Origin of the sequence: Hyalangium versicolor (assembly GCF_020103695.1) — a bacterium.
GTDB lineage: Bacteria > Myxococcota > Myxococcia > Myxococcales > Myxococcaceae > Hyalangium > Hyalangium versicolor.
This window is the reverse complement of sequence record NZ_JAHXBF010000015.1, coordinates 251,878-274,915: the sequence shown is the minus strand read 5'-3', so window position 1 is coordinate 274,915 and position 23,038 is coordinate 251,878. Positions and strand designations below refer to the sequence as shown.

Genomic DNA, 23,038 nt, shown 5'->3' with positions numbered 1-23,038 from the left:
AGACCGGGTCGGTCCTCGAGGCTTGGCGAGGGGGAGGGTTATTTCCGAGAGAACGAGGTGGCCTTCGGATCTTCCCCGCACTGCGAATGCCCGCTGTGTTTTCCCGCCAATAGGAATCGACCGGGGGCTGAGATCACTCGCCCAGGAACTCTTCCAGCGCCCGGGCGAGCGCCTGGGGTTCGACGGCATGCGTCTGTCCCTCCAGCGTCCGGTGGCGTGCGCCGGGAATGGCCCGTGCCAGGGTCTGGATCGCCTCGCGCATCCAGCCCGGGCTCGCACCTCCGTCCATGACGAGCGTCGCCGCGCGCACGGCCGACACCTGCTCGAGACGCAAGGGGCCGCGGGCGGTGATGAGAAGATCGCAGCTCAGCGTGTGAGCGAGGTGCTCGAGGCCCGCCCACATCGGTGCCTTGCGCAACTGCGCGACGGCTGGCGCGGGCATCTGCATCACCTTCGTGAAGTACAGCACGACGGCCTCCGAACGCCGATTCCCCGCGGCGGCCTCGTCGAGCTGCTTCGCAAGCTCTTCAAATGACCGGGCCCGGCCCGCATCGAGGATGACGGGAGGCTCATAGACGGCCAGCTTCGGGATCGACAGTCCTCGCGCCGCGGCGTCGATGGCCAGGAGGCCACCCGACGAGTTGCCGAACACGGCGGCTGCTCCACCGGCGGCGGTGATGAGCGCCGCGAGGTCCTCCACTTCCCGCTCGAGGGCATGGGGCGGTGTGTCCTCGCTGTCCCCACGGCCGCGCCGGTCATAGCTGAACACGGTGAAGCGATGGGCCAGCAGGGCCGCCAACGGCGTTCCCGAGGTCGGCGCGGTGCGGTCGCAGAACGATCCGCCGACCAGGATGAGCGGTGGACCCTTGCCGGTGGTCTCGAACGCAATGGACGTCCCATCAGCGGATTTGACGGTGTTGATCTTCATGGCAGATCCTTCAAGGCGAGGCAGCAGGGCGGTAGCCGTGCGTGCGAAAGGGGACGTCGAGCTCGCGGCAGACCTCGGTGAGGACCTCGGGCGCGTGGTAGTAGTTGCGCAGCCGCGCGATGCGCTCGCCGTCCAGTTCGATCCGCACGACGGCATGCACTTCGTCTCCCAACCACCAGAGGAAGATCGATTCGCCGCGGTGTGCGCGGAGCTCGCAACGAGGCGGATCCACGAGCACGTAGCCGCCCTCGGGACAGCCGAAGAGCGTTCCCTTGAACGAGCCGTCCCTGACCGCCTGGGCTCCGGACTCGATCTTGAAGCCCGGATACTCCAGGGTCGCCGTATCGAGCAGGAGCGCCGTGAGACGATCGAGGTCCCGCGCATTGAAGGCGTCGCAAAAAGCGTTGAGGACAACGGGAGCCACCGGAGCTGGCTCATCCGGTTCCGACGTCACCAGCTTCGCCCGCCCCCGATGCAGGGCGGCCTTGATGGCCCCGGTGGTGGTGGAGAGCGCCTCGGCGGTCTCCTCGAGTGACAGCCCGAAAGCGTCCTTGAGAACGACCGCGGCGCGCTCTTGCGGCGAGAGCTGCGAGAGCAGCGTTCCGGCGGCCTCACGCGTCGCGCGAGGCTCGGCGCGCGTTGCCAGCTCTGGGACTTCGACGCCGTCGGGGGCCGGTGCCTCTCGCGTCTGCCGCACCCGGTTGAGCCACAGGTTGCTGGCGACCCGAAAGAGCCACGCCCGCGGGCTGCGCGGCGGCTCCGCCATGATGCCGAGACTCACGAACGCCCGGGACATCGTCTCCTGGGCCATGTCCTCGGCATCCCAGGGGCTGCGCGTCAACTGCCGACAGTACCGGTAGAGGTCCGGGCGGAGTGGCTCGTAAGTATCGAGAAAACGGCGCCAGGACGCCTTGACGGCGGCTCCCAGGGGATCTTGTGACTCAGTGCTCATGCCGGAGAGACACGCGACGGGCGAAAAAGGATACGGCGGCTGCGTGTCACGTTCCTGGAATCGCGAACCTACTTCCAACCACAGGAGCAATGGAGGCCCTGGGGCGGCGGCGCAGTCAACCTCTCCTCGGGATTACCGGGTGGCGCGTCTTCGAGCCAGGATGGCTGCCGTCATGGCAAGGCCACCGGTGATGAGCAGGATCCAGGAGAGGCTCGGCCAGTAGTTTGTGAATCGATGGAGATACGCGCCTGCCCCCATTCCGACGAGCACCCCGCCGAGGAAGAGCAGGCCCTGCGCAAACGCAGGTGTCGACGAAGCATGGGAGGGAGCCTTTGGCGAAGAGATGGACATGACCGTTCACCCAGTCGCACAGCAAAACCGCAGCGGTCAAGGGATGGGCCGTTTCAAGCTCATGGCCACGATGGCGGCCCCAGGCGCCCTCACAGTGCCCGCTGTCGGCATGAGCCCTGCGCAAGTCCCGCGAACTCACCTGTTGAAACGAGGACCCCCGAGATAACGCCTCGAACTGACAAGGACTCGAGGCGTTGCAGTGGCCCGGGCGAGCTTGCTCGCCGCGAGCGAAATCACGCGCTTCTTGCGGATCTTCTCCATCCTCTGCTGCCCGTGGTGCTGGGGCGTCCCCGGCACCGGCAAAGCCTAACGTTTATGACACAGTAGTACTAGGACCCACTATGGGCTTGCAGAACCAGGATCTCGATTACCTCCGGTGAGAGCACTCGGAGGCGCCCCAGCCCGAAGAGAGTGAGCGCCTCTCCTGCAAAGAGTTTGCGCAGGAGTTGGAAGGTGCTTGAGTTCAAATTGAAGTGCTGCCGTGAAAGGTTCATCCGGAACTGCGGGTGCTCACCCGCAACCATTTCAACGAACGGCACTCGGTCAGGATCGGAACGATTTCTCAGGGCGGAGACCGCTGTTCCAGGCCCGAAGCCGCGCTCCAATTCGTGCCCCGCCATGGGGAGCAGTTGCCTGACGACTTGCTCGAACTCTGGGATGCGAAAGGAGTGCGCGAAGTAGACCCACTCGCCATCGAGCTCCGTGCAGGGCGGCCAGCCTGCGAGCTGCAGGGCGGGCATGAACAACACCCGCGCATGGGAGAAGAGGTGGTGCGAGACCTCACTCAGCTGCAGGAAAGTGTTGCCTTCGGAGCCTGAAGACGGCTTGCACAACGAGGCATGGGCCTCGCGGATCTTTCGCGGGCTGAAATACACGCAGTGACTGTCAGGCAGCCCGTCCTCAAGGTTGACGAAGCGCCTCGCGTGCTTGAGGAGGTCGATGACGGCGGCTCGCTGTCTCGTATCTCCCAAGAGCTGTCTCGGCAGGGAGTACTCGAGGTGCTGCTGGTGGTCGCCACGCATGTGGCGGGTGCGGTCATAGACGCTGACCGCCTGGAGACACGCGTTCTGCTGCGAGGGCTCGACGCCGAGGATACCCAGCGCGCGCTGGAGGAGCTCTCGATCCAGTGGCTCTCCGCGGGGCGCTGGAGCCGCCAGCTTCGGGCCGGAGAGGGCGTGCGTCGCGCAGAATTCACCCTCGGGAGTGTTCTCCACGTCGAGGACGAACTCTTTGGAGCGATCGGACCATCGCCTCGGCCAGATCTTGACCTGCAACGTGCCATTCGAGGCGAAGTCGATCGTGCCGAAGCTGTAGCCGTGGCTGTTGGGAACGCCGGGCGGGAGTGCCTCGTTGTGAGCCGCTCCGGCGGAGACCTGGATGATTCCCGCGCCTCTTCCCGTCCGTACGAGCATGGACTCTTGAAGATGGACGTGCCCTGCGAGGTGAACGTGTGCGTACCGGCGGACCCATTGAGATAGCTCGGCACCGTCGGACAGCCAGCCGGAGTTCAGGGGATGATGCGTGAGGAGCACCACCACCTCGTCTGGAGCGATGGGAGGGTCGAGCAACGTTTGGGTGATGGCTCCTTTTCCAAGCTGGAGCTTACCGAAGTCATCATCGCCAGTGCTGAGCAGCGCGGTGTTGAACCCTACCAAGCGGACCTTCAGCCCGTGTTCCGCTGTCAGCAGCTGGCGCCAGTGGAAGACCGAGCCGGGAGCCTGCTCCCGGAAAGCGGGGGCGAAGGCATGGCTGAAGCTCGCGTAGTGGGCGAACCGTTGGGCAAGCATGGCCCGGTCCAGTGGGGATTGGAGGACGTTGTCGAGGGACTCCATCCCCGAGCGAAGCTGTGTGACGAGCCGGCCGACGTTCCGGTCGGACGTGTCTATGCTGCGCTGGACATCATGGTTACCTGGAACGAGGTAGATATCTGTGGACTGGAGGCCGCATCGCCATGCGAGCCGGACGAGCCACTGCTCGGCCTTCTCATACTCGTCTGGTGAACGGACGCCGCCGCTGAAGGCAATGTCTCCTGTGACCAGAATGACCCGTGGCCGGGGACACCGGCCCTCCGTGAAAGTCTTCTCAACATCATAGAGGAGTTGAGACAGCACCAGCTGCTGATCCCACCCGTGCGCCACTCCGCCGTGGCCGAAGTGCAAATCGGAGATATGTAACCAAGAGAAGAGAGGGGACTCCATCTTAGCCAAGGTACCACGGTGCCTGAGGAACGCGGGACACAGGGGCCAAGGTCCGAGGCTCAGGGCAGGCGGAGGTCGAGCGTATGTTTCTTGCGCACCACGGCAGGAATGAAGTGATCGAGCACGTCGTGGGAGAGGCCGATGTAGAGCTGGGCCGGGTTGAGCAGCCTCAGCAGGGTGCGTGACCACTGGCGCTGCACGCCGGCATTACTGCCGCCCCGCATCGTTACGCGAAGGTCCTCCACCATGGGCATGACGTTCTGCTCGACATGCTGGCCATACAGATCGAGAAGGTCGGGCCTGTCGAGCTGGCAGACCCGGATGCTCCAGGCTCCGCGACGGCTCCCGTTGCGAGGCCTGGGAAGCCACTTTCCTGTCTTGGCGACGCCATGGGGCATCCAGACGAACTGAATGTGCTCAATGCCAGACTCCGCTGCCGGGTCGATGAGCAAGGGGCGCTCCTGGCCTGGAGGGAGTTGCCTCTGCTGCAGGACAGCGCTGCCCTCGGCGAGCGGGAACTTGCCGGATTTGGCAGGGTACTGGTTGCAGTTGCGGCACGAGAAGAGGAGGTTCTCCCAGGTCCAAGCCAGCCACCAATAGCCATGGTCCACATGAGAACCAGGGCGCCGGTCGGCTTGCGACTTGGGTCGGAAGTGCTCGACGTCGTTGCGCTTCGATTGCTCCCGGCTTTCGCAGTAGCAGCACTTGTAGTGCTGCGCGTTCCAGAGCGCGTCGTGGGCAACCTTGTATCTTCCTCCAATGTCATCCTGGGTGGGGGGGCGCGTCGCGGCGAGGGCCTGGACTCGGGGCAGTTCGCTTGCCCGAGCTGTCGTGAGCGCCGCGGGTTCCACTCCGCGATGGATGCGGATCATGACGGCTCTTCGCTCCCGTCCGTCTGCTCCGAAAGCTCCCGCACTCTCTGGACCGGTTCCCAGCCCGGGTCGACGCCCGCCTTCGCCAGACGTTCCTGGAGCCTGTACATCTCTGCATCCTCGGAATCGCTCCTGAGCGGGTCGGCGATGAGAAAGCTGTACCGTTGGAGGTCCGCGCCGAGGTTGGCCGGGTGCAGCCGGTCGATGCCGAAGAAGAGGCGATAGATTTCGCTCCCCGTGAGCAGCGCAGGAGTCTCCGGACTCTCCTGGGCAACCACGTTGCCTTCATCATCGGGGCGCAGGATGACGACCTCCTCTCGGGACAGCCCCGGGAGAACCATGGGTGAGTGGGTCGTCACGATGAACTGGAGCTTCGGAAAGACGCGCTTGAGCGTGGGGATGAGGCCGAGCTGCCACTTGGGATGGAGGTGCAGGTCGATCTCATCGATGAGCACCAGCCCTTCCATTTCAGCGAGGGCGACAGGGCCCCCAGCTTCCGAGAACACCTGGCCGATGATGTCCGCAATCCAGGCAATGGTGCTCTGGTAGCCCTGCGAGAGCCACGTCGCGGGGAGCTTCAAGCTTTCGGCACCAATCTTGAGTTCGAAGCGGTGCTTCTCGACGAGGTCGCTTGCTGACTTCACGCCACCACGCCCTCGGAGCTCGACATCGGTCGCGCGAGGGAGCAGTTGGCTCTCGATGAGAGCTGCTCGCAAGGTCCGTGCGAACTCACGAGGATCCTCGAGCAGATCTGCGAAACCCGTTCCGATGAGCCGTCCGCGATCGAAGAGGGGGTTCAATCGGCTCAGGATGGGATCCTCTGCCTTGTCGCTGGAGAGGGGGCGTGGCAGCAGGCGGGAGGTGCCGTAGCCAGCGACAAACCAGAGTGGCAGGTTGAGTGACCGGACATCCTCGATAGGATCGGAGCCTTCCTGTACACCGGAGGGGACATACCTGGAGTAGCCCTTGAGGATGTTGTGTCCGGGGGCAACGGTAAGGCTCGAGGTGATGATGGGCGGCGAAGGGGGACGTGTCCCGAGCCCTGGGTACTCTCGTATCCCGTGTAGCGCTTCGCTGAAGGTAAAATCTGCTCGAATGCTCAGCTCGGCATCGGTTCGCCTGCGGTCCGGCAGCGAGGGCACGTCCGCGAGCTGATTGGCCCGCACATAGCCGCTGGCCGCCATCGCAATTGCCTGCAGGATGCTGGTCTTGCACAGCCCGTTCTCACCGATGAGGACGGTCCACATTCGTGGCCGGCCTTGCTCGTCCCTCGGCGAGAGACGGAAGTCGCGCAGGAGCTTGAGGCCGGATATCTCGAGGTTGAGCAGGTACATGGCTTCCCGTGTCGGGCAACAGCACCCGAGTGCCCTGTGGACATCATAATCACGGGGGGCTTTCGGAAGGGCGGTGACATCAGGAGGAAACACCACGCCCAGTCCCTCTCCTAGAGGAAAGCATGGCGACCTGGACCTCCTCGCGGAGGGCGCAGTTGCGGCTGGGCATACCTGACGCGCGGATCAGCTACCGACGGAGTAGATCTGTTTGATCTCGTAGTCGTGGGAGTCGTGATTCTCGTCACGGCTGTGCGCGGACACGCTCCAGCGGTCACCCACCTTGCCGTAGGGTAGGAGAATCACCGGCCTGAGCTGGAAGGTCTCGGTGAAGCGGTGCCGGATGATCCGCTGGAAGTCGTCATGGCCCGTCAGCGGTCCCTCGAAGAAATAGACCATCTTGCTGTCGACCACCTTGCCCTGGAACCAGGACGTCACTTCAATCTCGGCGACCGCTCCGGGCTCCATCTTGCGGACGGTGCGGACCTTGGCTCGGGCTGCCCGCGCGTAGAAGTCCTTCGCGTGTTGGATGCTCTCGAAGAGCGAGGCGTGTCCCGTCGTCAGCCGCGCCCTGGCCTCTTCCTCGAAGAGGGCCGTGGCCTTCTGCAACACAATGATGAAGCCAGGAAGCGCATCAGGGACGGAGAGACTCAAGCTCCCACGCGACGAAGCGTTTTGATCCTTCCGCCGGCCCATGAGCTTACGAGTGAGGCTCGGTCTCCGGCTCCGGCTCCGGCGGAGGAGCCGCATCCCCCTCCGTGTCCGCGTCCGCCAGCAGCAACTCCCGCACCTTGCGCAGGCTCTCGCGCGTCCGGTCCACGAACGCGCTCTGCGAGCCGATGCGCTCGGCCGCCTCCAGCGTCCGCTCGTAGATGTTGATCGACTTGGTCAGCAGCACGCGGATCTTCTTGCGCAGCTCCTGCCGGTACACCTGCGCCTCCTCCGCGTTCAGCTCCGGCGGCGCCTGCGTGTGCACCATGTGATCGTACAAATTCTCGTACATCGCGCCGATCTGCGCCCCCGCCGCCGTCGCCCAGTACCCATTCCCGATCCGGATCGACCGCAGGTAGTGCCCCTGCGCCGACAAGAGCAGCTCGGCCTTGTAGTTCAGGTCCTCGGCCAGCTTGTCCGTGCCCTTGTTCGGGTCCAGCTTCACGTTCTCGTAGTGCAGCCGGTAGATCTCCCCGACGAAGAAGTGCGCCTGCGCCGGGAAGTAGTCCTCCACCTCGTCCTTGTCCGCCAGCGCCTCGTACTCATTCAACGCCTTGCGCAGCGTGGCCTCGGCCTGTTCGGAGCGCCCCCCCTCCAGCTCGCAGACGCCCTGCTGCACCCGCGCCTCCATGCGGCGGCCCACCGGAACGTCCTGCCGGTTCGCGATCGCCGACAGCACCTTCACCGCGTCCTCGTACCGCTCCAGGTGGTACTGCGTCTCCGCCACCCGGAAGGCCGCGTCCAGCGCGTCCCCGGTGCCCTTCTCCGCGTCCGCCAGCTCCGAGAAGCGGTGGTACGCCTCCTCCCACTCCTTGAGCCGCTGGTGCGAGAGCCCCGCGTTGTACAGCGCCTCGCGCCGGTGCGGGCTGTCCGGGTGGAAGTCCACCAGCCGCCCGAAGTACCGCGCCGCCTGCTTGAAGTCGTTCGCCGCGAACGCCGAGGTACCTCCCGCGAACAGCTCCTCGTCGTTCAGCTTCTCCAGCTCCAGATCCGCCGTCACCTCCACCGGATCGAACTGAATCTCCTGCCGCGGCCGCTTCGCGTCCTCGCGCACGGCCGTCCCCGTCGTGCGACAGCCCATCAGGCCAATCACACCCACCAATACCCACCTGTGCCATGTGCCCGACATGTGCGTCCTCTCGCTCATGCTCACCGTCCAGGCCCTTCCGAGCCGACGCCCTGTCAGGACAGCGCCGCCCGGCCTGGGGTTCCGTTGCCTTCGGGCTCCCAGCTTAATGCGCGCGGGCCGTTCTGGCTTCCCCGGCTGCCCTCCCGAGCGTGGAACAATCCACAGAAGGCGCCAGGCGGCCGGGCGGCCTTCAGCCGATCTGCTCGTCTCCCAGCAGGAAGCGGCCGGTGCGCCACAGCGCGGAGAGATCGTGCACGTCCAGGTCGAAGCGCGGCACCTGGATCAACGGCACGTCCGGGCAGGCGGCCGAGAGCTGGGCAATCGCGGCGGCATCCTGCGCGGCCAGGGCTTTGAGCTCCTCCAGCGTCTCGAGCACCTTGGCGCTGCGGCTGCTCGTCAACCGGGCCGCATCCTCCCAGAGCGACGGAGGCGGGGTGGGGTGCACGCGGTTCACCACCAGCGCCAGCACCTCCATCTGGTTCTGCTTCAGCAGGGTGCGGAAGTGCGTCACCTCGTCCAGCCGCTCCGGGTGGGGGCCCGTCACGAGCACGAAGCCCGTCTGCGGATCCCTCAGCAACTCACGCACGCCCTTGGCCCGCTCGCGGAATCCCTCGTTCATGGAGGAGATGGCCAGCATGAAGGCGGAGAGCTCCTGGAGCGTCTCCACTCCAGTGAACTTGGACAGGGCCTTCGTCGCGTAGCTGCTGCCGAGGTTGAACAGGGACAGGCCGATCTTCCCCGCCTTGAGCGCCGGGGTGAGCAGCCACTTCGCCGCCTCGTTGTCCAGGAAGTCCAGGATGCGGTTGGGCGCGTCCAGGAAGTCCAACGCGTGCGCGGTGGGCGGCGTGTCCAGGACGATGAGCTCGTAGGCGCTGCGGCGGCGCAAGTCCCAGAGCTTCTCCAGGGCGATGTACTCCTGGCTGCCGGCCAGCACCGTGGAGAGCGACTGGTAGAAGCGGTTGGAGAGGATGCGCTCGCGCTGGTCGGGCGCGGCGAACCGGGAGATGAGCTCGTCCCACGTCTGCTTCATGTCCAGCATCATCGCGTGCATGGAGGCCTTGGGCTTCACGCCCAGCCCCTCCAGCACCTGCGAGGACACCTGCGTCTCCGCGTTGCCCAGCGCCGACAGCCCCAGCGAGTTGGCCAGCCGCTTCGCCGGATCAATCGTGCACACCAGGCTGGAGCGGCCCTCCACCGCCGCACGCAGCGCCAGCGTGGCGGCCACCGTGGTCTTCCCCACGCCGCCCGAGCCCACGCACACCAGCACGCGCTTCTTCGCCAGCGCGGTTCCGAGGGAGGTGGTGCTCATTTCGCTCCCGTCACCAACGGCTCGAGGTATTCCATCACCTGCTCGATGGCCTTGCGCCCGAAGGTGGGCGTGAAGATGCGCGGCACCGTGTACACGGGCGCGCCCAGGTTGCGCTCCAGCTTCGTCTCCGCGAGCACCGCCAGCGACACGCGGTCATGGTGCGACCTGGCCACCCGGAGCAGCTCGGGGTGTCCGGCGAGCGCCTCCAGGTCCCCCTCGGAGAAGCGCTCGGTGAAGGCGCCGTTGAGCACGGCGGCGTGCGTGCGGATGCGCACCATGTCCCGCAGCGCCGCGTGCAGCTCCAGCGCCTCGTTCACCGGCAGCTCCTCGGGCATGGCCACCAGCACCGCCGCCGTCACCTGCGGATCCACCAGCAAGTCCCTCATCTTCAGCGCATCCCGCGCCATGGGGCCGGGTGGCACCGTGCGCAGCAGCACCTGCGGCACGTTGAGGAAGGTGATGGCGTGCCCGGTGGCCGGCGCGTCCAGGACGATCGTGTCGTAGCGGAACCGGCCGTCCGGCAGCGTCTCCTGCAGGTGGTAGAGGATCTTCCCCAGCATCACCAGCTCCGCTAGCGAGGGGATGAAGCGCAGGAAGTAGCGCACCAGGCGGTTCTCGAAGACGGTTTTGTAGAGCGTCTCGAAGCGCAGCACCATGAGCGCGTACTCGCGCATGGCCTCCTGGGGGCGCACGTCCACCGCCCAGAGGTTCTCCTCGATGAGCTTCACCTCGGGCCCCACCGGAGGGTGCTCGAGGAAGCGGGTGATGCGCTCCTGGGTGTTCACCTCACATACCAGGGTGCGGCGGCCGGCACGGGCCGAGCGCAGGGCCAGCGCGGCGGAGACGGTGCTCTTGCCCACGCCACCTTTGCCAGAGACGATCCAGAGGCGCTTGTCGAGCAGGCCGGGCATACGGAAGCGGCGAACCGTAAGGACGGCTCCGCCCTCTGTCAACGGGAGTTGACACGTCGCGTTGGCAGCCCCCACAGTGCGCCGTCCTCTTCCCGACGCGCCGGGGGCCCGGACAGCCCCCCTTCAAGGACCCAAGACCATGCTCAGAGACAATCCGGTGATGAAGAAGCTGGTGGAGACGGGCGAGGAGCGCATTGGCAAGATCGCCCAGCAGCTGCTGTCCAACGAGAAGTTCGTCGCCATGGTGCAGGGGCTGGTGTCCCGCTCGCTGGCGGCCAAGGGCACGCTGGACACGGCGCTGCGCACGGCGCTGTCGGCCATGAACCTGCCCTCCACCGCGGACCTGGAGACGCTGCGCGCCAAGGTGGATGACCTGGAGAAGCTGCTCGCCTCCGTGGAGAGCAAGGTGGACGCGCTGGCCAGCAGCAAGAAGCAGTAGCCCTCCCAGGCCCCAGGAGCTGCCATGCGGCGCATCGCCTTCATCAACGAGAAGGGTGGCACCGGCAAGACGACGCTCGCGGTGAACACCGCCGCGTGGCTCGCCCGGGAGCAGAAGCTCCGCGTCCTCCTGGTGGACCTGGACACCCAGGGCCACGCGGGCAAGTCCCTGGGCGTGGATGTCCGCACCCTGCCGCGCAACGTCTTCCACCTGCTCACCGAGGACGGGGTGCGCCTGGAAGAGGTGGTGCAGCCCTGCGCCGTGGAGGGGCTGAGCGTGTTGCCCTCCTATAAGGAGATGAGCGACTTCCCGGTGGCCGTGGCGCAGGACCCGCGCCGCGCGCACCGGCTGGCGGACCGCCTCGCCGCCGCCGAGGCCGCTGGCTACCAGGCCCTGGTGTTCGACGCGCCGCCCTCCATGGGGCTCACCACGCGCAACATCCTCGTGGCCGCCACGGAGGTGGTGGTGCCCGTGGCGCTCACGTACCTGGCGCTGGATGGGTGCGCGGAGATGGTGGAGACGGTGAAGAAGGTCGGCGAGGCCGAGGGCCGGCCGGACCTGCGCGTCACCAAGGTGGTGCCCACGCTCTACCGGAAGACGGCCCTGGCGGACGCCATCCTCGAGCGCCTCAAGGCTTACTTCCCGGACTCGCTGGCCGCCATGCCGCTGGGCTTCAACGTGAAGATCGACGAGGCCCAGAGCCACGGGAAGACCATCTGGGAGTACGCCCCGCGCAGCCGCGGCGCGGAGATGCTCGCGGCCATCGCGCAGGAAATCCACGACGCGCCCAGCCCCAGGAAGGGGAGGGCGCCTCGGGTGGCGTGAGCCGTCAGCCTTCGCCGGCGGCTAGGACTTCTTCTGCTGCTCGATGGCGTCGAGCTTCTTCTCGAGCTCCTCGAGCCGCTGCGTCAGCGTGGCCATGTCGCGGCCGAGCGCCGGTAGGTTGCCCGTGAGACCCTCCACCACTTGCTTCACGCGCTCGTCGATCTTCCGTTGAAATTCCTCGAAGGCGCGCTGGCTGGCCTTGATGAGCTCGGCGGGGTTGAGGCTCGGGCTCGCGGAGGGCTCCGTCGGCTCGGCGGGCGGCGGGCCTGCCTGCTCCTCGGACGGTGGGGCGCCCTCCTTGCCCTCTTCGCGCTTGTCGTCCCGGCGCAGCAGCTTGTCCAGGCGGGACTCGGCCTCCTCGCGAATGGAGGCCACACGCGGAGTCACCTCCTTCTGGATGAAGCCGGTGATGGACTCGCCCGGGTGGCGGATGATCTCCCGCAGCACCGCCAGCGGCATCTGGTTCTTCTTCTTCTCCTCCTCGAAGATGATCTGGGCGAGCGTCACGGAGGTGAGATCCTCCTTGGTCCGATTGTCGACAATCCGGACCTCGACGCCCTCTTTGATCATCGCGGCGATCTCATCGAGAGTGACGTACCGGCTCTCCACGGTGTCGTAGAGCTTCCGGTTGGTGTAGCGCTTGATGACCTTCGGCTCCTTGGTGCTGCTTGGAGCGCTTGCCTGCTCTGCTTCGCTCATGATCGGTACTTCCTCCGCCCACGTCCGGGGAGCCTTCCGCGTGAAGCCAGGAAACTCCGACCCTGTAGCAAAGGGGGGATGGGGGAGCAAGCTGGGTCGGTTGCTTGCTCGCGATAGACGGGCCGGGCGCCTATACTGCCGGACCTGACCGAATGATCGTCAAGTGCGAGCAGTGCCAGACGCGATTCAAGATCCCCGATGAGAAGGTGACGGACAAGGGGGTCAAGGTTCGCTGCACCAAATGTGGCCATACCTTCCGCGTGACGCGGGAGTCGGCGGTGTCTGCCCAGAGCGGACCCGGAACGCTGCCCCCTGTGCCCGCTCCCGGGCCGGTGGACGGCGGATTCGATCCCTTCGAGCGCTTTGGGACAGCTCCCGAGCCGCCCAAGGGAACCCACATCACCAAGCCGAGCTTCTTCGCCGAGGGCGTGGAGGCCAGCCGCGCGGCGCCTTCCCCAGGGCTGCCGCCGTCCCCGTGGAACTCTCCGGACACCGGCCTGCAGTCCGAGGTGTATGAGGAGACCACCCGGGTCATCCCCGTGCAGGTGCCCGTGGAGGCGCGGCCCCCCGTGCCCTCCCTGCCGCCCATGCCGTTCGACCTTCCTCCCGCCACGCCCGCGGCGGGACAGGGTCCGGCGGGACCCGGGGCCGTGTCGTTCCGGCCGAATGCGTCTCCCTCGCGGACGGGCATCCCGAGCGTGGCGCCCTCCGTGTCCCCGGTGGGCGCCAGGAGCCAGCCCACGCCCCCGCCGGTGAAGCCCGGCACGGGATTGCAGAAGCCACCCGGGCCGAAGACGCAGCCGCCCATCCCCGCGCCCGCGGCTCCCGCGGCCAGTGCGCGCCCCACGACGAAGCCCGGGGTACTGGCTCCGGCTCCGGCTCCCGCTCCGGCCGTGCCTGGGGCGGCGGACCTGTTCACCGAGTTCTTCGCCAACTCCCCGGGCGGGTCCCAGGCTCCGCTGGCGGATTTTCCTCCGCCGGGCCTGCCGCCTGTCAGCGCCCCGCCGCCTCCGGCTCCCGCGCCGGCTCGATCCGTGGCGCCCACGCCCTCGTTCAAGCCGCCGGATGACGATCCGTTCGGCCCGATGAGCGGGGACCTGGGTGGGCCCGCGCAGGAGCCCGCTCCCGCGCCCGAGTTCGATCCCATGGCCATGTTCGCGGATGCGCCGCCTGCGGCTCCGCCCGTGGCTCCTCCGGTGAGCCGGCCGACTCCGATGCCGGTGGCGACGCCTGCTCCGGTGGGACGGCCGCTGGCTGCGCCTCCCGCGGGAGCTCCGCCAGTAATGGGGCGGCCTCAGGCTGCCTCGCCCGCGGCGGGCCGTCTGCCTCCCTCTCCCGCGGCTCGGCTGGCGCCCTCTCCGATGTTTCCGCCCGCGGCTCCGGCTCCGGCTCCAGCGCCCGCGGCGATTCCGGACGATCCGTTCGGGCCTTCGAATGCCGATCTGAGCGAGCCCTCGCCCGAGTTCGGCTTCGGGGCCGAGCCCGAGCCCGCGCCCATGGCGGCACCCGCGCCCATGGCGGCGCCCTCGCCCTTGTCCGTCCCGGATGATCCGTTCGGCGCACCGGGCGTGGACTTGAGCGGTGGTGGCTATGAGCACGCCGCATCCGCGCCTTCTCCGTTCGCCGCTCCGGCTCCGATGTCGGCCGCCGATGAGTTCGGCCCCTCCTTCGGGTCTCCGGATTCTCAGCTGCAGGCGGCGCCGGCACCCGCTCCGGTTCCCGCCTTCACGCCTCCCGGTCCCATGGACTTCGGGATGGTGGGCGATGACCAGATGGGGGGAGGCCCCGATCCGTTCGCGCCTCCCTCGCCAGCGGGCGGCGAGCCGGATCCGTTCGCGCCTCCCGCGTCCGGGCCGGGCATGCCGGATCCGTTCGCGGCGCAGGCGGATGCCGCGGGCATGTCGGATCCGTTCGCGGCGCAGGCGGATGCTGCGGGCATGTCGGATCCGTTCGCGGCGCAGGCGAATGCCGCGGGCATGTCGGATCCGTTCGCGGCACAGGCGCAGGCCGGGGGGATTCCGGATCCGTTCGCGGCGGCGGAGCATTCCTTCTCGCCCACGACGACGGGACGGCAGATGATCGGCTCGGGGAGCCCGTCCGAGGGCTTCCTCACCCAGACGGACACGAGCCATCAAACCATCGGCCAGACCGACACGGGCCGGCAGATGCTCGACATTCCCCAGCACGGGGGTGCGCAGGAGATGCCCGGCGCGGGGTTCGGTGAGCCGGGGACGCGCGAGCTGATCGATCTACCGTCGCAGCCGGCGTCGGCTCCAGCGGAGGCGAGACCTGTGCCGACCCTGGCGTCTCCGGCCATTGCCCGCCCCGCGGGCCGTCCGGCGGACATGGGCATCCCCGAGCGGCGCAAGCCCACCGCCGCGCAGCAGGTGACGGGCCAGGTGGCCTACCTCACCATCGCGGCGGGGTTGCTGCTGGCGCTCACCGCGGTGGGTGGCGTGTACATGAAGGAGGGCAAGGTGGACGCGGCGGCCCTGTCGCCCGGGCACCTGATGGAGCTGCTGTCGCCCAGCGACTTCCTCGCGCACAACGTCACCAACGGGCTCTATGACACGCGCGGGGGCGGTTCGGTCTTCTACGTCCGGGGCGAGGTGGAGAACCGCGGCTCCAAGCCCGTGCGCATCAAGGTCCTGGCGGCGCTCTACGACGGGGACCAGCGGGTGAAGTCCACGGAGGGGCTGGCGGGGCAGATGCCTTCGCCGGAGGAACTGCACTCCGTCAACAACGCGGAGACGGCGGCGGCCCTGCGTGGCAAGTTGGATGGGGGCGCCGCGGTGGTGGCTCCTGGGAGCAAGGCGCCCTTCATCGTCATGTTCCACGAGTACCCGCAGGATCTCAGCGCGTTCCGGCTCAAGGTGTCGATGGAGCCGGCTCCCGAGGAGGGGAGCAAGCCGTAGGGAGGCTGGCGATGCCGACCCAGGAACAGGCTCGAAATCTCGCGCTGCGGCTGCATGGGCTGAGCGGCAGCAGCGAGATCCTCCGCAAGGCGGCGGCGCGAGAGATCGCCCGGTACGATCCGCTCGACGCCAACGAGCTGATCAGCCACCTCATCTCCCTGGCCCGCTCGGGCTGGGAGCCTGCCACGCACGTGCTGTCGGCCTTCGTGGCGGCGCTGGCCATGGAGGCGGAGCAGATCCCCTACGCGGATGAGCTGCGGCGGTTGGCGCAGGTGCAGGTGCTGCCCACGGTGGCGGACCTGTTCGCCGAGGGCCCCGCGCGCCAGGAGCTGGATCCGGGCGCGGCGGCCAAGGCGGACGCGAAGGCCTTTACCCAGTCGCTGGGGCACATGAAGCAGCAGGCGCGACTGACGAAGGATCCGGATGTGCTGGCCCGGCTGGCCATCGTGAGCGACCCCTCGGTGGTGCGCAACGCGCTGCTCAACCCGCGCCTCACCGAGCCGCTCGTGGTGCGCATGGCCGCGCGCCGGCCGGCCCGCCCCGAGCCGCTGGTGGAGATCTGGAAGTCCTCGCGCTGGTCGGCGCGCCACCTGGTGCGGCGCGCGCTCGTGTTCAACCCGTACCTGCCGCCCGAGGTGGGGGCGAAGATCGTCCCCCTGCTGAACAGCACGGACTTGGAGGAACTGGCGGCGGACTCCTCGGTGCACCCCTCGCTGCGAGAGCAGGCCGCGCGCCTGCTCCAACAGGGGCCCCTGAGAGGGTAGGGCTCACTGGCAGCTCTGCGTCTCCAGCTTCACGCGGACCGTCTCCGTCTGCAGCGGAGCGAGCAGGCCCGGAGGGCACTTCCAGTACGGGCCATTCTGCACGCAGGAGAGGGCGCACGGCCCCACCGGCATGATGCCGCACAGCGGCGCGTCGTCGCAGATGCGCTTCTCGAGGAGCAGGGGCAGGCCCAGCAGGCCACAGGACTGGGGCAGCAGGGACTCCCAGCAGACGTACAGGTTGAACGCGGGCAGGATTCCGAGCAGGGGCGTGGGGGAGGAGAACAGGTCGCCGAAGACGGTGGACTCCAGGATGGGGTACTGGGGGCCGAAGGTGGCGTTCTGGCTGATGGCGGAGTGGGGCCCCTCGAGGAGGATGGGGACCTCGGTTCCGTAGTAGTTGAGCCGCTGGACCATGCACCCCGTCACGTACCGGCGGCCCGAGGTGTCCAGCACTGCGCCGCGCCACGAGGGCGCCAGCCCCCACCAACCCGAGTAGCTCTCGCCCGTCACCGGATCCGTGACGGATTGGTCCGGCGTGAGGGCGCACTCGACGGCGGAGCGCAGGACGTGCCGACAGGACGTGTCGACCTGGCTCAGGGGGATGTTTGGCAGCAGCCCCGAACCCTGATCGAGCGCGGCGCTCCCCAGCGTCCTGAGTGCCTGCTGGGTGCCATGCGCCCAGAAGCATGAGGGCAGGGTGCCGTTCATGCCGGTGGGCGGTGGGCGTTCGCTGATCTTGGCCTGTCCGATGGTGGAGAGATGAGGCTCCTGCTCAAGGGCCTCCTCGGCGCTTCCACATCCGGCGAGGCCGATGATGATGGCTGTGAGGAACAAAAGACGAGCGAGCTGCGGCTGCATGGGAGTCTCCAGGAGAGTTTGGGTTGGGAAAAGGCAGGTGGCACGGGGCATGGGCTCATCGGACAGGTGTGCGGGCATCGCTCGAGATGCGCTGACACTCCCTTGCGAGGAGCGGGCTGAGAGGGATCGCGTCCTTGCAGGTCGCCTTGGCGCGCTGGCCGTTGATCTCGCCCATCTTCCGCAGCCCTGCGAGTGCCTTCTCCAGAGCCGTGGCCGGATTGCGCCCCTGCCGCCGCTCGTTCTCCACTTCCAGGAGGCGGCCTCGGAGCAACTCGTCGAGCAGCCAGGCATCCGTTGGAGGATCTCCGCCGATGGCGCGGATGATGTCGAAGGCCTTCTCCAACGGTTGGCGTGCATCTCGGCCGAGCGAGAATTCATGGTGGGCCCGGAGTCGCTGCTCGCGCGCCTTCCACAAGGCGACGACCCACGGGCTGGAGCCGATCCGTTCGAACCGGGCCACGGCTTGGGAGAGCGCCGCGAGGGCTTCTGGCGCCTCTTGTCTCCGTGCGCTCGCTGTCTCGAGTCGCAGCGTCGCCGCGTCCAACAGGCCGCCCACGGGTAGTGCGAAGCTGGGGTCGAGCGCCAGAGCCTGTTCGTACTGGTCGACCGCCATCTCTAGCAGGGCGGTGGGTTCTCGCCCCTGCTCGACGGCCTTCTTGGCCTCCTCAAGGTACGCTTCCCCCAACTCGTTGTGAGCCCAGGTGAATCCTGGCTCCAGCGAGAGGACTTGCTGGTACGCGGTGATGGACGGTTCCAGGGAGGCTTCGCGGCCCAGCTCATCCAGGATGCGGGCCTGATGATAGAGGGCCTGGGCCACTGCGTAGCGGGCCATGACATCCTGGGGGCTTGCTCGCAACCCCATCTGCGCGCTCTTGAGCGCTTCGTCCACCATGGTGATGGTGGCCTCCGAGACGTTGCTTCCCAGCGTGAACACCCGCGCCAGGATCACGGTGGCTCGTTGCACCAGAGCCTCGCTCTGCTTCGAACTCGCGTGCACCGCGCGGTCGCAGGCAGCCTCCGCCATCTCAAAAGAGGGGCCAGGGGGCAGGCCCTGCGAGTAGTCCCCCCACCCCATCTTCTCCCAGAGCGTGCACTCCGCCAGGTGGATGGCCGGGTCGCTGCGGCCCATCTCCGCCGCGGCCCGGTAGGCCTGCGCGGCGCGGTCGAAGTAGCCCTTCATCTTCTCGTAGTCGAACGCCGCGTCGTGCCGGTACTTGCTGCCCTCGGCGTACAGCGCGTCCCCCTCGAGCTTCTTCGGCTCATACATCCACGGCGCCTTGTCGAACGCCTCGCGGGCCTTCGCGATCGCCTCCTCGTGGTTGCCCTCGTACAGGGCAATCAGCCCCTCCACGTACTCAGGCACCTCGAGCCGGGCGTCCATGGCCGAGCGCAGGTGGCGCAATGCAGGGTCGCGGAGCTCCTGTTCCAGGAGTGCAACCTTCTTCTGCCGCTCCTCGGCGTTGGTGATGCGCCGGGTATCCTCCAGGGCGCGCCGGAACAGCTCTCCCAGCGCCCGCCCGAGCGCATATTCGAGGCTCGCCGAGGAGTACCCGGCCGCGAGTGCCTTCTCCAGGTGCTCCCGAGCCAGCGCGGGCTCACCGAGCGCGAACTCTCCCAGTCCGAGCGCGTAGTGGCCGGGCCCAGCTCCGGCCTCACCCGTCGCGCGCATGTCCCGGGCGATCTCCTGGAGCCGGGTGCGCACGACGTTGCGCTCCCGCTCCACGTCATGGAGCGGCAGCCCGTACGCTCCACGCAGGAACAGCTCCATCTCCTTCACCGTCTCCCCCAACTCCCGGGCGAGCCGTGCCTGCTCCGCCGCGTGCCGCTGGGCGCCCACCCAGATGGCGCCAGCCCCGAGCACTCCGAGCATGAGCACGCCCAGGCTCACCGTGAGCAGCTTGTGCCGGAGGGCCTGCTTCCACAGGCGGTGGCTCCAGGAGGCCCGCCTCGCCTGGATGGGCACCCCGTCGAGGATCCGCTGGAGCTCCTCCGCGAGGGCCCGCGCCGAGTCGTAGCGACGTGCCGGCTCTCGCTCCAGGCACTTCATCACCACGGTCTCGAGATCCTTGTGGACGCCCGGCTTCACCTGGCCCAGCAGGGGAGGATCCTCCGTCGCCGAGATCAACAGCAGCTTCCACGGATGCTCGGAGACAAAGGGAGGCCGGCCGGCGATCACGTCGTACAGCGTGGCGCCCAGCGAGTACACGTCCGAGCGGCGATCCAACTGGTGCACATCCCCGTTGGCCTGCTCGGGAGACATATAGGCCGGAGTGCCCAGCACCTCGCCCGTCTGGGTCAGCCCCTGCTCCGAGACTTCTCGCGCCAGCCCGAAGTCCACGACATACGGCTTCCACGAGCCGTCCTCGGGGTGCTCGACGAGGATGTTCCCGGGCTTGAGGTCCCGGTGGATCAGCCCCTGCCGGTGTGCCTCATGCACCGCGAGGGAGACTTCCTGGAGCAGCTTCACTTGCTGCTCGATCGTCAGACGCGAGTGCACGCGCGACAGGGGCTCACCGTCGATGTACTGCATGACGATGTACGGCTCGCCCTCCGCGAGCCCGGCCTCATACACGCCGCACACATGGTCGTGCCGGATGCGCGCCTGGGAGCGCGCCTCGGCGATGAACCGGCGGTAGACGGATGGGTCAGCGCTCTTGAGGAGCTTCAGCGCGATGGGGCGGCCGAGCTGTGCATCCTCGCCCCGGTAGACAGTCCCCATCGCCCCTTCGCCAGCGAATTGGAGGTGCTCGAACCGTGTGGCGAGCGTCGCGGGGATGCGCCTGCGAGCCGGAGGCGGCTCCCCCCCTTCCTTGACGAGGGTCGCTTCGAGTTCGGGATTTCGGGGGATGTCCACGCCCACTATCTAGGCATGGACTCAGAGTGAAACTATAGATGGAGTGTTGAATAGACAGTGAGCCTGTAATCCTGCTAAGCTCGGAAAAAGTGCCTGTCTTTACGGCTGCGAGCCCAGCCGCTCGAGCATCCGCACCAGCTCTGGCACTGAATCCACGGACAACTTCTCCATGACGCGGCTGCGCTGCAGGCGCACCGTCTGCTCGGCGGTGCCCAGCTCGGCGGCGATCTGCTTGTTGAGCAGCCCCTGCGCCACCCGCTGGCAGACCTCCCACTCACGGGGAGTGAGAGAGGAGAAGCGGGCCCGGAGCGCTTCGTGCTCCAACTCGGAGGCCGTCGCCGCCTGATCGTGGGCCAGCGCGCGTTTCACGGCCTCGAGCAGCTCGTCGGTGCTGACGGGCTTGGGCAGGAAGTCCACGGCACCGGACTTCATGGCCTTCACGGCCGCGGGGACATCGCCCTGGCCGCTGATGAAGACGACGGGGTGCTTCCACCCGCTGCGCCGCAGCTCCTCCTGGAGCTCCAGCCCGCTCAGCTCGGGCATGCGCAGGTCCATCACCACGCACCCGGGGCGCCGTCCGGGCTTCTGCTCCAGCATCTGCCGCGGGTGTTCGAAGCTCTCGACGGCGTAGCCTTCCAGCTTGAACATGCGCGAGAGGCTGCGCAGGACCGAGGGATCGTCATCCACGACGAACACGGTGGGACGTTCTGGGTTGGAGAGACCGTGCACCGCGCGCCCCCATCTGCGACCAGTCCTTACATGCTAGCACGTTGCTCCTGGGCGAGCGCGAGGGTGCAGCGGAAGAGCGCTCCCCGGCCCGGTCGGCGCTCGCCCTGGAGGCGGCCCTGGTGCATCTCGAGGATGGAGCGGCTGATGGACAGGCCCATGCCCAGGCCTTGGGGCTTGGTGGTGAAGAAGGGCTCGAAGATGCGCGAGAGCGCCTCGTCATCCAGCCCCACGCCGGTGTCCTCGACGGTGAGCTCCACCCGGTCCGCGACGGGGCGGGTGGAGACCCAGACATGGCGCTCTCCGGGAGCGCACGCACCCACCGCGTCCAGCGCGTTGACGATCAGGTTGAGCACCACCTGCTGGAGCTGCACGCCGTCTCCCATGACGGGCAGGGGCGAGGTGGAGAGCTGGAGGAGGAGGAAGACGCCGCGCAGCTGAACGTCATTGCTGATCAGCCGTATCACCTGGCGCACCAACTCGTTGAAGTCATGGCGCTCGAAGGTCACCTCGCCTTTCTTCAGCAGGGCCCGCATGTGGCGGATGATCTCTCCGGCCCGCTTGTTGTCGGAGACGATGTCCTGGAGCATCTCGCGCAGCAGGGGGATGTCCATGGGAGTCCGGTCGAGCAGGCGCTGAGCCATCTCGGCGTTGGTGAGGATGGCGGCCAGGGGTTGGTTCAGCTCGTGGGCGATGGAGGTGCCCAGCTCGCCCACGGCGGAGACACGTTCCATGTGGGCGCGCTCGTCCCGGGCGCGGCGGGCCTCGAGCTCGGCGTGGCGGCGGGAGGTGGCGTCCACCAGGGAGACGACGGCGCCGCCCTCGGGCAGCCGCAGCCGCCGGGCGCGCAGCTCCAGCCAGGTGTCCGCCGTGAAGCCGCGGAGCTCCACCAGGACTTCGTCGGTTCCCCCCGAGAGCACCTCCTGGAGCCTCGCGGCCACGGTGCCTGCCTCCGGGTTGCCTGTGCGCGCTGCCTCATGGAACGTGTTCAGGAAGGAGGCCCCGGACGCGAAGAGCGTGTCGGCGGGCCGCTCTCCCAGGCCTTCGAACTGAGCGGAGGCGGGCGTCGCCCGCAGCACGGTTCCATGTTTGTCGAGAATGGCCACGGAGCCTGGGAGTGAATCCAGCACGGCCAGGTTCAGCACCTGGGCGCCCATGCGGCGGCGGCGCTCCAGCAGCAGCACGACGATGAGCACCGCCTGAAGCAGGCCGGCCGCGAGGGCACCGCTCACCTGCCAGCGATAGCGTTCCCAGAGACTGGGCTCTCGAAACCGCACCACGCTGTTCGGGGGCAGCCGGCTGTCGGGAACGTGCCAGCGCTTCAGCTCCCGGTCGTCGAAGGCGATGAGGTTGGCGTCCAGGGGACCTGGGGGAAGGCTCGAGGCCAGCTCGCCTTGGAGCAGCCGCAGCGTCCGCCGCGCCACGTCCTGGCCCGCCCGCTCGTAGTCCAGCAGCACGCCTCCGACGATGCCCTCACCCAGCATCGTCTTGTGGACGCTGAAGAGGGGAGGGCTGCCGCGGGCGTGCAGGAGGCGCAGCACGTCGCGGGAGATGAGGCTCTGGCCCTTGGCGTCCTGCATGAAGCCCACCAGGAGGACGACGGTGTCCTCGGGGAGTGTGCGGACGCGCTCTTGGAGTTCCTCCAGGGTGAGCCGGTTGAGGGGGATGATGTCGAGGCCCGGGGCGCCGGAGCGGACTTCCTGCTCGACATAGGACCAGGCCTCCAGCTCCCGCTGGCTCGAGCCGAGCACGAGGGCCACATGGTGCGTGTCTGGGAAGAGCTGCAGGGCCACCCGCGTGGCGCCGGGGATGTCGAGATCCGCCCAGTTGGCTCGGAGATAGGGCCCCTGGGTCATGGCATTGGCCAGGAAGTCATCGTTCAGGAGGGAGATGAGCGGCACCTGGGGCCACAACTCCTGCTGGAGCTTGAGCGCGAAAGAGGAGGCATCCGCGAAGGTGACGATGGCGTCGGGCCGCTGCTCCCGGTGCTTGGCGACATAGAAGTCGCGCAGCGTCCGCTCGTACTCGGGGCTGTCGAACCAGGCCAGGTCGAGATACTCGACATTGACGGTGACGGGCCCTGGCTGCTCGCTCTGAAGGGTCTGCCGGAAGCTGTTGGTGAAGTGGGCGATGGCCGGAACGGTGGCGTCCTCGGGCACGAAGAGGAGCACCGTCTTCGCCTGGGGAGGCGCGGCGGGTGAAGGGGTTGCCAGCAGTAAGAGCAGGAGACTCAGGGCGCGCATTTCGAAAGTCCAATGAGCAGACA

General features: G+C 67.7%; 18 protein-coding genes. 4 read left to right on the top strand and 14 right to left on the bottom strand.

Annotated features, from left to right (window positions below):
- Positions 1 to 133: 133 nt before the first annotated feature.
- The 9 genes from KY501_RS30045 to KY501_RS30000 all read right to left on the bottom strand — a co-directional run bounded on the left by KY501_RS30045 (position 134) and on the right by KY501_RS30000 (position 10,692).
- A complete protein-coding gene (locus tag KY501_RS30045; RefSeq protein WP_224366956.1) occupies positions 134 to 928 on the bottom strand; it encodes an alpha/beta fold hydrolase in 795 nt (264 codons plus the stop codon).
- Positions 929 to 938: 10 nt separating this feature from the next.
- Positions 939 to 1,880 carry an RNA polymerase sigma factor gene (locus KY501_RS30040; RefSeq protein ID WP_224366954.1) on the bottom strand — a complete coding sequence of 314 codons (942 nt, stop codon included), beginning with the start codon at positions 1,878 to 1,880 and terminating at the stop codon, positions 939 to 941.
- Positions 1,881 to 2,560: 680 nt separating this feature from the next.
- Entirely contained in the window at positions 2,561 to 4,429 is a 1,869-nt protein-coding gene (locus KY501_RS54635; protein WP_507236558.1) for a metallophosphoesterase family protein, read from the bottom strand.
- A 59-nt stretch (positions 4,430 to 4,488) separates the two neighbouring features.
- The gene (locus KY501_RS30025) at positions 4,489 to 5,301 is read right to left on the bottom strand and encodes an HNH endonuclease (RefSeq protein WP_224366952.1); all 813 of its coding nucleotides are present in this window, start codon (positions 5,299 to 5,301) and stop codon (positions 4,489 to 4,491) included.
- The gene (locus KY501_RS30020) at positions 5,298 to 6,635 is read right to left on the bottom strand and encodes an AAA family ATPase (protein ID WP_224366950.1); all 1,338 of its coding nucleotides are present in this window, start codon (positions 6,633 to 6,635) and stop codon (positions 5,298 to 5,300) included. The genes KY501_RS30025 and KY501_RS30020 overlap by 4 nt, the downstream gene beginning before the upstream one ends.
- A 183-nt stretch (positions 6,636 to 6,818) precedes the next feature.
- On the bottom strand, positions 6,819 to 7,286 hold the full coding sequence (locus tag KY501_RS30015) for a hypothetical protein (protein ID WP_224366948.1): 468 nt from the start codon (positions 7,284 to 7,286) through the stop codon (positions 6,819 to 6,821).
- A 46-nt stretch (positions 7,287 to 7,332) separates the two neighbouring features.
- Complete coding sequence (locus KY501_RS30010) at positions 7,333 to 8,490, bottom strand: tetratricopeptide repeat protein (protein ID WP_224366946.1); 1,158 nt, start codon at positions 8,488 to 8,490, stop codon at positions 7,333 to 7,335.
- 172 nt (positions 8,491 to 8,662) lie between these two features.
- Positions 8,663 to 9,781 (bottom strand): ArsA family ATPase, encoded by a 1,119-nt coding sequence (locus KY501_RS30005; RefSeq protein WP_224366944.1) that lies wholly within the window; start codon positions 9,779 to 9,781, stop codon positions 8,663 to 8,665.
- A complete protein-coding gene (locus KY501_RS30000; protein ID WP_224366942.1) occupies positions 9,778 to 10,692 on the bottom strand; it encodes an ArsA family ATPase in 915 nt (304 codons plus the stop codon). Before KY501_RS30000 ends, KY501_RS30005 begins: the two co-directional genes overlap by 4 nt.
- Before the next feature lie 139 nt (positions 10,693 to 10,831).
- Here KY501_RS30000 and KY501_RS29995 point away from each other — a divergent pair, with 139 nt between their 5' ends.
- Both KY501_RS29995 and KY501_RS29990 read left to right on the top strand, forming a co-directional pair.
- Positions 10,832 to 11,131, top strand: coding sequence for a phasin family protein (locus KY501_RS29995; protein ID WP_224366940.1), 300 nt, complete (start codon positions 10,832 to 10,834; stop codon positions 11,129 to 11,131).
- 24 nt (positions 11,132 to 11,155) lie between these two features.
- A complete protein-coding gene (locus KY501_RS29990; protein ID WP_224366939.1) occupies positions 11,156 to 11,956 on the top strand; it encodes a ParA family protein in 801 nt (266 codons plus the stop codon).
- A 21-nt stretch (positions 11,957 to 11,977) separates the two neighbouring features.
- Here KY501_RS29990 and KY501_RS29985 read toward each other — a convergent pair whose 3' ends face one another.
- A complete protein-coding gene (locus KY501_RS29985; protein ID WP_224366937.1) occupies positions 11,978 to 12,655 on the bottom strand; it encodes a polyhydroxyalkanoate synthesis regulator DNA-binding domain-containing protein in 678 nt (225 codons plus the stop codon).
- A gap of 152 nt (positions 12,656 to 12,807) precedes the next feature.
- On the opposite strand from KY501_RS29985, the gene KY501_RS29980 reads away from it, so the two are divergent.
- Together KY501_RS29980 and KY501_RS29975 are read left to right on the top strand one after the other, a co-directional pair.
- The gene (locus KY501_RS29980; protein ID WP_224366935.1) at positions 12,808 to 15,570 is read left to right on the top strand and encodes a zinc-ribbon domain-containing protein; all 2,763 of its coding nucleotides are present in this window, start codon (positions 12,808 to 12,810) and stop codon (positions 15,568 to 15,570) included.
- A gap of 11 nt (positions 15,571 to 15,581) precedes the next feature.
- The gene (locus tag KY501_RS29975) at positions 15,582 to 16,334 is read left to right on the top strand and encodes a hypothetical protein (RefSeq protein WP_224366933.1); all 753 of its coding nucleotides are present in this window, start codon (positions 15,582 to 15,584) and stop codon (positions 16,332 to 16,334) included.
- A 3-nt stretch (positions 16,335 to 16,337) separates the two neighbouring features.
- On the opposite strand, the gene KY501_RS29970 is transcribed toward KY501_RS29975, so the two are convergent.
- The 4 genes from KY501_RS29970 to KY501_RS29955 form a co-directional block, all read right to left on the bottom strand.
- Positions 16,338 to 17,192, bottom strand: a complete 855-nt coding sequence (locus tag KY501_RS29970; protein WP_224366931.1) for a hypothetical protein — start codon at positions 17,190 to 17,192, stop codon at positions 16,338 to 16,340.
- Between the two features lie 55 nt (positions 17,193 to 17,247).
- Positions 17,248 to 20,046 (bottom strand): serine/threonine-protein kinase, encoded by a 2,799-nt coding sequence (locus KY501_RS29965; RefSeq protein ID WP_224366929.1) that lies wholly within the window; start codon positions 20,044 to 20,046, stop codon positions 17,248 to 17,250.
- Positions 20,047 to 20,145: 99 nt separating this feature from the next.
- Positions 20,146 to 20,775 carry a response regulator transcription factor gene (locus tag KY501_RS54005; protein ID WP_224366927.1) on the bottom strand — a complete coding sequence of 210 codons (630 nt, stop codon included), beginning with the start codon at positions 20,773 to 20,775 and terminating at the stop codon, positions 20,146 to 20,148.
- A gap of 26 nt (positions 20,776 to 20,801) precedes the next feature.
- Positions 20,802 to 23,015 (bottom strand): ATP-binding protein, encoded by a 2,214-nt coding sequence (locus KY501_RS29955; RefSeq protein WP_224366925.1) that lies wholly within the window; start codon positions 23,013 to 23,015, stop codon positions 20,802 to 20,804.
- Between the last annotated feature and the right edge of the window lie 23 nt (positions 23,016 to 23,038).